Source organism: Thauera sp. WH-1, from assembly GCF_047806685.1.
In the GTDB taxonomy this organism is placed as follows: domain Bacteria; phylum Pseudomonadota; class Gammaproteobacteria; order Burkholderiales; family Rhodocyclaceae; genus Thauera.
Map to the genome: position 1 here is coordinate 197,438 of NZ_JBLQGP010000005.1, position 12,924 is coordinate 210,361.

Below are 12,924 nucleotides of genomic sequence, written 5' to 3' on the forward strand. Positions count from 1 at the left end.
CGCAGCGGGCAAGCGTGGGGGTCTTTTTCATGACTCGCTCCTGTTGAATCGGGTCGTAATACGGAAAACGTCGTTGCCGCACACATCCACACAACGTCCGCAGGTGGTGCAGTCGGCATCGAGAATGAGGGGGTGGGTCTGGCCGACGCCCTTGAGCGCAGGGCGGATGACCTGTGGCTCGGGGCAGACGGCGAAGCAATCCATGCAATCGTTGCAGGCGCTGCGCCTGGCCGCAGAGATCTTGAGGACCGAGGCACGGCCGAGCAGGCCGTACAAGGCGCCTTGCGGGCACAGGTGGCCGCACCAGCCGCGCGGCGCGATCAGCAGGTCGTAGAAGAAGATGCCACCGACGATCCCCCAGGCCAGGCCGAAGCCGAAGATCAGCCCGCGATGAAACATCGACACCGGGTTCACCCACTCCCAGGCCAGCGAGCCGGTGGCAGCCGCAATCACCAGCACGAAGCCGAGCAGCCAGTAACGCGTGTTCGCCGCCGGCGCCTTGCCGCCCTTGAGCCCGAGCCGGCGCCGCAGCCAGGCCGCGGCGTCGGTGACGAGGTTCACCGGGCACACCCAGGAGCAGAACAGCCGCCCGCCGAGCAGCAGGTAGAAGGCCAGCACGATCCCCCCGCCCAGCAAGGCCTCGCGATAGGGCCAGTTGCCCGCCGCCAGCTGCTGTGCGATCAAGAAGGGGTCGGTGAGCGGCAGCACGCCCAGGGTCAGGCTGGAAGCCAGGTTGCCCTTCACGATCCACCAGCCGAGCCAGGGCCCGGCGAGGAAGAGCGCGAGGATGCCGAGCTGGGAAGCACGCCGCAACAGCAGCCACTTGTGAGCGCCGAGCCAGCCCTTGGCCTCGATCGCCTCATGTCCGGGGCGCGCGACGACGCCGCGCATCGCTGCGCCACGCACGCTGGTGGCTGGCACCGCGCGCTCGGGCTTGCCGCCGTCCATCGGGGAAGTCGTCTGCGTGCTCATGGCTTCCACCCCGAATCGAGTCCGCCGGGCGCGGCCGGTACGTAATCGGGCACACGGGCCGGCGCTTCGCCGGGACGCACCCGGGTGTCACCGAAGGGCTTGTCCTCCAGGCCACGCACCGGCAGCTCGATCTGATCGCCGATCAGCGACTGGCCGGCCGCCTCCTTCTCTTCCCAGCCGCGCAGGTAGTGATCGGCCTTCGAACCCTGGGCAAGCTTGATCGGCAACACCTTGATCGCCGACTCGCCCGGCAGCACGCAGGCCTGCTCGCACTTGCCGCAACCGGTGCAGTGCTCCGAATGGACGGTCGGCAGCAACATGGCGTGCCGGTCGGAGCGCGGGTTGTGCATGCGCTCGAGCGTGATCGCCTTGTCGATGACCGGGCACACGCGATAGCACACGTCGCAGCGCAAGCCGAGGAAGTTGAGGCAGTTCTCCTGGTCGATGAGCACGGCCAGCCCCATGCGCGCCTGCTCGATGTCGGTGAGCGCACGATCGAGCGCTCCGGTCGGGCAGGCGACGACACAGGGGATGTCCTCGCACATCTCGCAGGGGATCCTGCGGGCCTCGAAGTAGGGCGTGCCGGTGGCGACACCGTCGCCCAGCTCGGCCAGCTTCAGGGTGTCGTAGGGACAGTCGCGCACGCACAGGCCGCAGCGCACGCAGGCCGCCAGGAATTCGCGTTCGGGGAGTGCGCCGGGCGGACGGATGGCCGTGGCCGGCAGCGCCGACGCCTGCTTCGCGTACATTCCGGCGCCGAGCGCGAGCAGTCCTGCGCCGCCCGCCACGCCGGCCGATTCCTTGAGGAACCGGCGGCGCGACGACAGCACACCCGCCGCCTTGCGCTCAGTCTTTTCCACTTGCTCGCTCATTTACTTCGTGGCATCCCGTCCCCGCACGCCGTCCCCGGAAGGTCGTGCGGAGAGCGGGATCACGCCTCCGTTGTTCAGGCCTTCATCACCTTGACCGGGCACTTCTTGAAGTCGGTCTCTTTCGAGATCGGGCAGGTCGCATCCAGGATCAGCTTGTTGACCAGGCGGCCCTCATCGAAGAAGGGAATGAACACCAGGCCGACCGGCGGCTTGTTGCGGCCACGCGTCTCGAGACGCGCCACCACCTCGCCGCGCTTGGACACGATCTTCACCGCCATGCCGCGCTGCAGGCCGCGCTTCTGGGCGTCGTCCGGATGCATGAAGATCTGCGCGTCCGGCACCGAACGGTGCAGCTCGGGCACGCGGCGGGTCATCGAGCCGGTGTGCCAGTGCTCGAGCACGCGGCCGGTGCACATCCACAGGTCGTACTCGGCGTCCGGCATCTCGGGCGGGTCCTGGTAGGGCAGCGCGAACACGATCGCCTTCTTGTCCGGGTAGCCGTAGAAGCTCCAGCCCTCGCCGGCCTCGACATAGGGGTCGTAGCCTTCACGGTAGCGCCACAGGGTCTCCTTGCCGTCGACCACCGGCCAGCGGAAGCCGCGCGCGCGATGGTAGTCGTCGAAGTCGGCGAGGTCGTGCGCCTTGCCGCGCCCGAACACCGCATATTCTTCGAACAGGCCCTTCTGCAGGTAATAGCCCAGTTCCTTCGACTCGTCGTTCATGTAGCCGTCCCACGCATGGGCATTGACCTTGGCGACCTCATCGAGCGGGAACTTGTTGACCTGACCGTTGGCGTAGAGCACGTCGTACAAGGTCTTGCCCTTGTACTCGGGCATCTTGTCGAGCAACTCGGCCGGCCACACTTCTTCCATCTTGAAGCGTTTGGAGAATTCGATGTACTGCCACAGGTCGGACCTGGCCTCGCCCGGCGCGCTCACCTGCTGGCGCCAGAACTGGCTACGGCGCTCGGCGTTGCCGAAGGCGCCCTCCTTCTCGGCCCACATCGCGCACGGCAGGATGAGGTCGGCCGACAGCGCGGACACGGTCGGATAGACGTCGGAGACGACGACGAAGGCTTCCGGATTGCGCCACCCCGGGTAGATCTCGTCATTGACGTTCGGGCCCGCCTGCATGTTGTTGGTGGTCGTGGTCCAGTAGCACTTGAGCGTGCCATCCTTGAGCGCGCGACTCTGGGCCACGGCGTGTAGCCCGACCCAGTCGGGGATCGTGCCCTCGGGCAGCTTCCACACCTTCTCGGCGAAGGCGCGGTGCTTGGGATCGGTGACCACCATGTCCGCCGGCAGGCGGTGGGCGAAGGTGCCGACCTCGCGCGCGGTGCCGCAGGCCGAGGGCTGGCCGGTGAGCGAGAACGGGCTGTTGCCCGGCTCCGAGATCTTGCCCACCAGCAGGTGAACGTTGTAGATCATGTTGTTCACCCAGGTGCCGCGGGTGTGCTGGTTGAAGCCCATGGTCCAGAAGGACGTCACCTTGCGGTTCGGGTCGGCGTAGGCCTCGGCCATGCGCTTGAGGTGGGTCTCGGGCACGCCCGACAGCTGGGCGGTCTTCTCCAGCGTGTATTCGGAGACGTAGGCGGCGAACTCGTCGAAGCTCATGTCCTCGGACTTGCCCGGGTTGCCCTTGGGCTTGCCGTCGGCGCCCGGATAGCCGTTGTTGGTCGCCTTGGCCTCGAGCGGGTGGTTACCGCGCAGGCCATAGCCGATGTCGGTCTCGCCGCGCTTGAACTTGACGTGCTTGGCGACGAAGTCCTGATTCACCGCACCGGTCGAGATGATGTGGTGGCAGATGTAGTTGAGGATCGCCAGGTCGGTCTGCGGCTTGAAGATCATCGGGTTGTCGGCGAGCTCGTAGGAACGATGCTCGAAGGTCGACAGCACGTGCACCTCGCAGCCCGGGTGAGTCAGGCGGCGATCGGTGATGCGGCTCCACAGGATGGGGTGCATTTCGGCCATGTTCGAGCCCCACAGCACGAAGGCGTCGGCGTTCTCGATGTCGTCATAGCAGCCCATCGGCTCGTCCATGCCGAAAGTGCGCATGAAGCCGGCCACCGCCGAAGCCATGCAGTGGCGGGCGTTGGGGTCGATGTTGTTGGTGCGGAAGCCGGCCTTGTGCAGCTTGGCGGCGGCATAGCCTTCCCAGATCGTCCACTGGCCGGAGCCGAACATGCCGATCGAGCGCGGGCCGTGCTCCTTGAGCGCCGCCTTCCACTTCTCGGCCATGATGTCGAAGGCCTGATCCCAGCTGATCGGGGTGAACTCGCCGTTCTTGTCGTACTGGCCGCCGCGCATGCGCAGCAGGGGCTGCGTCAGGCGGTCCGCACCGTACATGATCTTGGACAGGAAGTAGCCCTTGATGCAGTTCAGGCCGCGGTTGACCGGGGAGTCGGGGTCGCCCTGCGAGGCCACCACGCGCCCGTTCTGCACGCCCACCAGCACCGAGCAGCCCGTGCCACAGAAACGGCAGGCCGCCTTGTCCCAGCGCACCGAGGTGCCGGAAGGCACAGCGCCCTGCGCCTGCGTCACAACGGGAATGCTGATGCCGGCCGTGGCAGCGGCGGCGGCAATCGCGTTGTTCTTGATGAATTCGCGTCGATTCATGCTCATTTCATGCCTCCTGTAATTCGAGACCGTCATCGGTGTATTCGTAAGCGATCGTCAGCCCCTGCACCTTGGGCGCCAGATTCACGGCCAGGATGGAGTCGGTGACCGTCCAGCCCTCGCCGTCCTCGATGGTGATGACGATGTTGCCCTGCTCGGGCGAGGAGCCATGCAGTTCCACGCCCGGGATGCGCTGCAAGGCCTCGATCACCACGGGAAAATCCGCGGGAAAGGCCCGCACGACCAGACTGGCTATGTTCATTGTTCGCTCTCCGTGGGAATGTCGAAGTTGGCCTGAAGCGCAATCGCCCGCGTCGGGCAGGGCGCGTAACAGGCACCGCAGCCCGTGCAAGCGGCCACATCCAGTGCGGGCTGGGCCACGCCGCCGGCCTGCAGCCGAAACCGGATCGCACCCGTCGGGCAGGACTCGCCGCACACCCGGCACTCGATGCCCCGCTCGGCCAGACAGGCATCGCCAATCGCCGCCCGCAGCGCCCAGGGCACGGAAGACGCACTCGCGCGCTGCAGTGCACGCGGCTCGCAGCGGCTCACGCATTCTGCACAGAAGGTGCACTCGCCCAGGGAGAAGTCGACCGCCGGATAACCCCCTTCGGCGCGCACCAGGATGCCGGTGGGACAGGCTTCGACACAGGCCTCGCAACGCGTGCAGCGGGCGATGAAATCCTCCTCGACCAGCGCCCAAGGCGGGCGTTGCGCCGGCGCAAGCTTGCGCAGTCGACCCCGCAGGAAGCTCCGGCGGGAAATGGGGGCGGATTCCACGTGCTTTCAGGCTCCAATTGGGAAGAGATTAGAGACCCTTCCCACACCCGGGTCGTTGACCAGAGTCAACTTGAGAACCCCCCTCACTTTCACAGGTTCCCGAGCTCTGCCGGCCGCCGCGCCGTGGTCGGGAACCTGCATGCGCCCTCAACCGCGCATGTGCTCCACCGCCCACACCGCGGCCTCGACGCGCGAGCGCAGGTCGAGCTTGCGCAGCAGGTGCTTCACATGCACCTTGACCGTGCCCTCGGCGATGTCGAGCTCGCGGCCGATCTGCTTGTTCGACAGGCCTTCGGCGATCTTCTCGAGGATGCGGACCTCCTGCTCGGTCAGCCCTGCCGCCCCCACCGACTGCGGCCTCGACTCGCCGCGCAAGGCTGCGGCCAGCAGGTGGTTGAGCTGCGGCGGGATGACCACGCGCCCGGCCGCCACGTCGCGCAAGGCCTCGAGCATGGCCTCGGGCTCCATGTCCTTGAGCAGGTAGCCGTCCGCGCCGCCGCGTAGTGCGGCGACGACATCGGCGCCCGCATCGGACACCGTCACCATCACCACGCGGCTGTCGATGCGGGCCGCGCGCAGGCCGCGCAGCACCTCCAGTCCGCTCATGTCGCGCATGTTGAGGTCGAGCAGGATCAGCTCGGGGTGCAACTGGCGCGCGAGCTCCAGCCCCTCCGCGCCGCCTGCCGCCTCGCCGACGAGGCGAAAGCCCGGGATCGTCTGCAGCAGTTGGCTCAAGCCCTTGCGGAACAGGGGGTGGTCATCGACGATGATGACGGACAGGCGTTCGCTCATGCGCTCGAATCTCCAGTGGCAGGGGTCAGGGTCGGCGTCGGCGTCGGGGCCAGACCCGCTGCTGGCGGCGCTGCCGGAATGCTGCCCGCAGCGCGGAACAACACACGCACGCAGGTGCCGCCGGCGGGGTCCGCCGCGAACGTGATGCTGCCCCCCATGCTGCGCGCGCGCTCGCGCATGATCGCAAGCCCGTGGTGGTTGTGCGCATCCGCCGGCGGCTCGCCGATGCCCACGCCGTCGTCCTCGATGGTCAAGGTCACGCTGCCGTCCGCGCCCCCATGCAGGGCCACCCGCGCCCGCTGCGCACGGGCATGGCGGACCATGTTCGACAAGGCCTCGCGCGCGATCTGCAAGACGTTCACTTCCTGGTTGGCACTGAGCGCACAGTTGCCCAGCCCGACCTCGAGCGCCACCTCGACGCCACCGCGCGAGCCATATTCGCGCACCGCGTCCTCGAGCAGGGTCGCGAGGTCTCCCGACAGACCGAGGCGGAAGGACACCAGCAGTTCGCGCAGCTGACGGTAGGCAGCATTGATGCCCTCGCGCAGGTCGGCGAGGATGGGCTCGGCCTCGGCCTTGCGTACCGGATCGGCCAACACCGCCTGCAGCAGGCTGACCTGGATCTTCATGTAGGACAGCGCCTGGGCGAGCGAATCGTGCAGCTCGCGGGCAATCACCGAGCGCTCTTCCTGCAGGGCGAGCAGGCGCTCCTGATCGCTGCGCCGACTGGCGCCGAGCGCCATGCCGATATGCCGCGACAAGGCCTCGACCAACTGGCGCTGCCAGTCTTCCAGGCGTCCACCGTCGGGCAGGGACAGGCGCAGCATGCCGTAATGGTGCTCGCGATCACGCAGCGGAAAACGCAGCAGCGCAGGATTGTGCAGCGCCAGCGCGTCCCCCTCCGACGCCGCGCGGCAGGCTTCGCAGGCCGCCTCCCCGCGCTGCGCGCGATCCGGGCACGGCCCCATCGAGGAGGCGATCACCGTGGCCGGGCCGCCGTGGCGCGGCTCGATGCAGACGAAGCTGCCATCCAGGCCGGCCACGCGGTCGATGTCGCGCAAGGTCGCCTCGTAGGCCTCGGCGGCGGTAGGCGTCTGGTACAGCCGCGCGATGGCGTGATAGAGCAACTCAAGCGAGCGGTTGCTGCGCTGCAGCTCGGCCGTCTTGCCGGCCACGCGCTGCTCCAGCGTGTGATAGTGCCGGGCAAGCTCGTCAGCCATGCGGTTGAAGGCGCCGCCGACGCGACCCAGCTCGTCCTCGCCGGTGTAGCCGACGCGCACGCCGAAGTCCCCTCCCGCAATGCGGCGCGCCGCGTCGAGGAGCCCCCGTAGCGGCTTGAGCAGCGCCCGATGCAGCATGAGAAGGGCAACGAGGACCACAAGCACGATGACGGCCATCGCCGCCGCGAGGATGAAGCGCAAATCGTGAATGCGCTGCTCGGTGTCGCGCTCGAGGACGGCCACCAGGGTGTTGAGCTGCTCGACGAAGGCGTCCACTTCCTCGAGCAGCGCCTCCACCTCCTCGATCGGCGGCGGCGACGACTGGCTGCCGAGCGCGGCGATACGCGGCTTCAGGTTCACCGTCCAGGACGCCTGCACGCCCCGGTGGGTCGCGGCGAACAGCTCGCCGGGTGCGCGATCGATGAAGCGTAGCAGCGCCGGATGCTCGAGCTGCGTCTCGAACTCCCGCACCGCCGCCGCCACCCGCGCGGACTCGACACGGCCGTTCAAGGCATCGACCGCGATCAGGTTGGCGACGCGGTGGGTGTAGCGCCGCAGACTGCCGGCGACATTGATCGCGCTCGCACTGCCACGCGTGCTTTCTACCACCAGCACCGACGCGCTCATACCGGCCAGGCTGATCAGGGTCAGCGCCAGCATCGCCACCGAAACCAGCAGCATGATCGAACGCCGCACCAGCGGACGAGGAATGGCGATTCGCATCACGAGCCTCCTTTCAGGCCTCTGCCCAGCGACAACGTGGACATACTCCCTTCACTCCGTTTTCCCCTCGCCGGATCCTTCACTTTCATTATTTATACTTATTATCAATATGTTAAGAAAGTTCCCGACTACCTCTTTAGAGGTAGTCTCCATCACTGCCTGCGGCGCCGGATTGAACTCGCCGTCATTCAAACGGCACACCAGCGGCTAGTCTATAGTCCGACCGCCCTGCTTAGCGCCCGCTGGAGATCCGCATGAACCGCAGCAAGCCCGCCGTCGTCGAAACCAGCACCATGCTGTCCCGCTTTGCGCCCTTCAACATGCTCGACGAAGCCGAACGTGCGCGCATACAGGCCAGCGCCAGACCGATCCATGCCGCCCGCGGCGAACTGCTGTTGCAGCAGGACGACTGCCCGCGCGGCATCTACCTGGTGCTCGAGGGGCGGGTCAAATGCTTCGTGCTGTCACCCTCCGGCGGCGAGAAGATCGTCAGCCTGGCCGAAGGCGGTAGCTTCTTCGGCGAGGACGCGGCCCTGTTGAACCGCCCGCACATCGTCAACGCCCAGGCGATGACGGCGAGCGAACTGCTGCTGGTGCCGACCGCCGCGCTGCGCGAGGCGATGGTGAGTTCGACGCCGTTCTCGGTCTCCATGGTGATGCGTCTGGCGATGGCCAGCTACGACCTGCTGTCGACGATGCAGGTCCAGTTACAGATGAGCGGCACCCAGCGCGTCGCCCACTATCTGACCCGGCTCGCACCGGAAGATGCCGAGCATTGCGAAATCCGCCTCGAGATCGACAAGCAGACGATCGCCGCCCAGCTCAATCTGACCCCCGAGACCCTGTCGCGCATCCTGTCGCAGCTCGCTCGCGAAGGCATGATCCAGCCCCGCGGCCGGCGCGGCATGGTGCTCAACAAGGTGTCCGAACTGCGCAGCTGTGCCGCTCACTGAGCCGCCAGCGGCTCGACCTGGGCAAGGTGGGCAGGCACGGCCAGCCAGCGCCCGAGGATACGCCACACATCGACATCAAAGGCCCGCGGCACGGCCGCGAGCGGCGCCGGCAGACCGCCGGCGGCTTCGGCACTGCCCAGATGGCACCAGCGGTCGAAGAGGTGAAACGCCTGCCGTGCGCCGTCGGCCTGCTGCTCATGGACCAACACCGGCCCCGCCCACGGCCATGGCTTGATGCCGACCCCGGCAAGCGCCGACTCAAGCCGCGCATCATGCTCGGCCGCCGTCTCGCGCCGCGCGCACACGCCGGCACAGCGCTTGGCCAGATGGGCTGAACAGGGCCCGGTGGCGCCCGGCTCCAGCCCGAGGCGGCGCGGGCACAGGCGATACAGCAGGGCCATTTCGCGCAGCAGATTGTCGGCCTCGCGGCGATTGCGAAACACGCCATGCAGACCGTCCCACGCCGCCGGATCGGTGCCGGCGATCGGCACGCACGCATAGATCGGCGCCCGCTTGCGCCCACGCAGCAGGCGCAGCGCAAACACGTCGGCGCTCGCCTCCTGCGGACGGTTGTAGGGCGGACGGAAACGGCGCAGCAGTTCAGCCTCGCGCAACGAGGTCTCGAGCTCGCCCGCGGTCTCGATCCATTCGACGCGCCGGGTGCGGGTAAGGAGTTCGGCATCGCGCCCCTTGCGCGCATGCGCGCCGAAGTGCTCCTTGACGCGTGCGCGCAGGCTCTGCGCCCGACCGATGAACAAGGGACGTTCCTCGCGGCCCTCGGCCGGCGGTTCGGACTCGGCCAGGAAGAAGTACAGCCCGGGCACGTCGGGCAGGGCCTCGAGCGTGCCTTCGGGCAGACCCGGCGGCTGCACCGGCGCCTTCATCGCGCGCTCGACCGCACGAGCGAGCACCTCGGGGGTGAAGACGCCCTGCACCCCCTGGACGAACTGCCACAAGGCCTGCACATCGCCCATGGCGCGATGGCGGGCGTCGCACACCAGCGCATGGCGCTCGATCAGGGCATCCAGGCCATGGCGGTGATGTTCGGGGAACAAGGCGCGCGACAGCTTCACGGTGCACAGCACCGGAGCGTCGAACTCGCGCCCGATGCGGGCGAAGGCGTTCTTGATGAAGCCGAAATCGAAGCGCGCGCTATGGGCGACGAAGACGCAGTCGGCAAGCAGCGCGGCGACGGTATCGGCCAGCGCGTCGAAGGGCGGCGCATCGGCCACCATCTCGTCGGAGATGCCGGTGACCTCGCGGATCAGCGGCGGAATGGGCTGACCGGGGGCGACCAGGCTCTCCCAGCTCGCCACGATCTCGCCATCCTCGACCCGCAGGATGGCGATCTCGGTAATGCGGTCGCGCACCGGATGCGCGCCGGTGCTCTCGACATCGATGAAGGCGAGACGCCGGGGCAGGCTCATGCCCGGCGCGTCCGTGCGCGATGGGCCGCGGGCAAGGCGATCAGGACGCCACGACTCAGTGATTGGCGTCGTAGTAGTAGGGCTTGACCGGCACGCTGGCCTGCGCGCGCTGCTGCTGCTCGCTCAGGCTTTGCGGCTTGTCCCACCATAGGGCGCGTCCCTTTTGCTGCTCGACGCGCTCCTCGGGGTGCTTTTCCAGCCATTCACGCATGAACTTCGTGTGTTCGGATTCGTACATCGCCATGTCGGGCCCCAGTTGGAATGTGGTGAACGCTTCAGACCGCGCGCATTCTACCAGCGCCGCACATGATCAGCTCGGATCAACTCGCCCGGCCGTCGCCCTTCACGCGGCCGATGCGCACCACGTCCTGCACCCTGCGCACGGCGCGCATCGCGCGCGCCAGGTGCATGCGGTCATGCACCTGCACGGTGAAGTTGAGCGCGGTGTAGTCGCCCTGACCCCCATCCATGCTCACGCTCTGGATGTTGCAGTCCTCCTCGGCAATCGCGCTCGCCACGCGCGCGAGCACGCCGCGCGAGTTGCGGCTGAGCACGCGGATGCCGACGTCGAACAGGCGATCGTCGACCACATGCTCCCACTCGACGTCGACCCAGCGCCCGCGATCGCCACGCAGCTTGCTCATCACCGGGCAGTCGTGGGTGTGCACTTCCAGCCCCTGGCCCTTGCGCAAGGTGCCGATGATGGGGTCGCCCGGAATCGGGTGGCAGCAGCGCGCGAGCTGCACCGCCACGCCTTCCGAGCCGCGGATGGTGATCGCCCCGGCCGGCTTGGGCTTGACCACGTCGGGGCGGCCGGACTCGAGGTCCTGCGCCTCGGCCAGGCGGCGCGCGACGATGACCGGCAGGCGCTTGCCCAGCCCGAGGTCGGAGAAGATGTCCTTCTTGCTGCGCACGCCGCGGTCCCGCAGGAAGCGGTCCCAGGCGAAGGTCGAGATCTGCCCCAGGGTCAGCCCGTGCGGGCGCAGGGCCTGGTTGAGCAACCGCTCGCCCAGCGCCACCGACTCGTCCTGCTGCGCGTTCTTGAGGAAGTGGCGGATCTGCGAGCGCGCCTTGCCGGTGCGGGCGTAGGACAGCCAGGCCGGGTTCGGGTTGGAGTGCGAGGCGGTGATGATCTCGACCTGGTCGCCATTGCGCAGCTCGCTGCGCAGCGGCATCAGGTCGCCGTTGATGCGGCAGGCCACGCAACGATTGCCGACGTCGGTATGCACCGCGTACGCGAAATCCACCGGTGTCGAGCCCTTGGGCATGGAGAAGATCTTGCCCTTGGGCGAGAACACATACACCTCGCCCGGGAACAGGTCGATCTTGACGTGCTCGAGGAACTCGGTGGCCTCGCCCGAGGTGGACTGCAGCTCGAGCAGCGACTGCAGCCAGGAGTGGGTCTTCTGCTGCAGTTCGGACAGCGTGCGCTCGTCTTCCTTGTACAGCCAGTGCGAGGCCACGCCGGTCTCGGCGATGTGATGCATCTCGCGGGTGCGGATCTGCACCTCGACCGGCATGCCGAAGGGGCCGATCAGCGTGGTGTGCAGGCTCTGGTAGCCGTTGGCCTTGGGGATCGCCAGGTAATCCTTGAACTTGCCCGGCACCGGCTTGTACATCGCGTGCAGCGCGCCCAGCGCCAGATAGCAGCTCGGCACGTCGCGCACGATGACGCGAAAGCCGTAGATGTCGAGCACCTGCGAAAAGCTCAGGTGCTTTTCCACCATCTTGCGGTAGATGCCGTAGAGGTGCTTTTCGCGTCCCTGCACCTCGGCACTGATGCCCCACTGCGGCAGGCGCTCCTCGATGCTGGAGAGGATCTTGCCGACGACCTCGCGGCGGTTGCCGCGCGCCGAGCGGATCGCCTTCGCCAGCACCTCGAAGCGCAGCGGATACTTGTTGCGGAAGGACAACTCCTGCAGCTCGCGATAAAGGTCGTTGAGCCCGAGCCGGTTGGCGATCGGGGCGTAGATCTCGAGCGTCTCGTTGGCGATGCGGCGACGCTTGGCCGGACGCATGTGGTCCAGCGTGCGCATGTTGTGCAGGCGGTCGGCGAGCTTGATGAGGATGACGCGCAAGTCACTCGCCATCGCCAGCAACATCTTGCGGAAATTCTCGGCCTGGGCCTCTTCCTGCGAGCGGAACTCGATCTTGTCGAGCTTGGACAGGCCATCGACCAGCTCGGCGGAGACCTTGCCGAAGCGCTCGGCGATCTCCGCCTTGGTGATGTGGGTATCCTCCATCACGTCGTGGAGGAGCGCGGCGATCAGGGCCTGGGGGTCGAGATGCCAGTCGGCGACGAGCGAACACACAGCCACCGGATGGGTGACATAGGGCTCGCCGCTGACGCGAAACTGCCCGGCATGGGCGTCGGCCGAGAAATGGTAGGCGGCCTCGACCCGGCCCACGTCCTCGGCCTTGAGATAAGTCTCGAGCTTGGCCTTGAGCTGCTGGAAGTCGAGCGACAGCACGCTCGACACCGGGGGGCTGAACGCCTCTTGTCGGGGTTGCGCGGAGTCAGGGGGTGCGCCGACCTCGTTGGCTTGCATGCGTCACCCCCGTCCCCGGGG

At 67.5% G+C, this 12,924-nt stretch carries 11 protein-coding genes and 1 pseudogene; 2 read left to right on the forward strand and 10 right to left on the reverse strand.

The features are described 5' to 3' along the window. Nucleotides 1–27 precede the first annotated feature (27 nt). From napH to ACMV5O_RS07665, 7 genes are all read right to left on the reverse strand, one after another. Entirely contained in the window at nucleotides 28–972 is a 945-nt protein-coding gene (napH, locus tag ACMV5O_RS07635) for a quinol dehydrogenase ferredoxin subunit NapH (protein ID WP_416162899.1), read from the reverse strand. Continuing rightward, entirely contained in the window at nucleotides 969–1,844 is an 876-nt protein-coding gene (napG, locus tag ACMV5O_RS07640; RefSeq protein ID WP_416162900.1) for a ferredoxin-type protein NapG, read from the reverse strand. Before napG ends, napH begins: the two co-directional genes overlap by 4 nt. A gap of 74 nt (nucleotides 1,845–1,918) precedes the next feature. Continuing rightward, entirely contained in the window at nucleotides 1,919–4,465 is a 2,547-nt protein-coding gene (gene napA / locus ACMV5O_RS07645; RefSeq protein ID WP_416162901.1) for a nitrate reductase catalytic subunit NapA, read from the reverse strand. Between the two features lies 1 nt (nucleotide 4,466). Then, nucleotides 4,467–4,721 carry a chaperone NapD gene (locus ACMV5O_RS07650; RefSeq protein ID WP_416162902.1) on the reverse strand — a complete coding sequence of 85 codons (255 nt, stop codon included), beginning with the start codon at nucleotides 4,719–4,721 and terminating at the stop codon, nucleotides 4,467–4,469. Further along, nucleotides 4,718–5,239 carry a ferredoxin-type protein NapF gene (gene napF / locus ACMV5O_RS07655; protein WP_416162903.1) on the reverse strand — a complete coding sequence of 174 codons (522 nt, stop codon included), beginning with the start codon at nucleotides 5,237–5,239 and terminating at the stop codon, nucleotides 4,718–4,720. The genes ACMV5O_RS07650 and napF overlap by 4 nt, the downstream gene beginning before the upstream one ends. 147 nt (nucleotides 5,240–5,386) lie before the next feature. Then, complete coding sequence (gene narL / locus ACMV5O_RS07660) at nucleotides 5,387–6,031, reverse strand: two-component system response regulator NarL (RefSeq protein WP_416162904.1); 645 nt, start codon at nucleotides 6,029–6,031, stop codon at nucleotides 5,387–5,389. Next, nucleotides 6,028–7,974, reverse strand: a complete 1,947-nt coding sequence (locus ACMV5O_RS07665; RefSeq protein WP_416162905.1) for a HAMP domain-containing protein — start codon at nucleotides 7,972–7,974, stop codon at nucleotides 6,028–6,030. The genes narL and ACMV5O_RS07665 overlap by 4 nt, the downstream gene beginning before the upstream one ends. A 254-nt stretch (nucleotides 7,975–8,228) precedes the next feature. Here ACMV5O_RS07665 and ACMV5O_RS07670 point away from each other — a divergent pair, with 254 nt between their 5' ends. Then, the gene (locus tag ACMV5O_RS07670) at nucleotides 8,229–8,927 is read left to right on the forward strand and encodes a Crp/Fnr family transcriptional regulator (RefSeq protein ID WP_416162906.1); all 699 of its coding nucleotides are present in this window, start codon (nucleotides 8,229–8,231) and stop codon (nucleotides 8,925–8,927) included. Nucleotides 8,928–9,161: 234 nt separating this feature from the next. Beyond that, a complete protein-coding gene (locus ACMV5O_RS07675) occupies nucleotides 9,162–9,428 on the forward strand; it encodes a MerR family transcriptional regulator (RefSeq protein WP_416162931.1) in 267 nt (88 codons plus the stop codon). 458 nt (nucleotides 9,429–9,886) lie between these two features. Here the strand turns inward: ACMV5O_RS07675 and ACMV5O_RS07680 are convergent. The 3 genes and pseudogenes from ACMV5O_RS07680 to ACMV5O_RS07690 all read right to left on the reverse strand — a co-directional run. After that, a pseudogene (locus tag ACMV5O_RS07680) lies at nucleotides 9,887–10,354 on the reverse strand (PolC-type DNA polymerase III); the annotation flags it as partial. 55 nt (nucleotides 10,355–10,409) lie between these two features. Next, entirely contained in the window at nucleotides 10,410–10,598 is a 189-nt protein-coding gene (locus ACMV5O_RS07685) for a DUF3460 family protein (RefSeq protein WP_416162907.1), read from the reverse strand. A gap of 76 nt (nucleotides 10,599–10,674) precedes the next feature. Beyond that, nucleotides 10,675–12,903, reverse strand: a complete 2,229-nt coding sequence (locus ACMV5O_RS07690) for a RelA/SpoT family protein (protein WP_416162908.1) — start codon at nucleotides 12,901–12,903, stop codon at nucleotides 10,675–10,677. Nucleotides 12,904–12,924 lie beyond the last annotated feature (21 nt).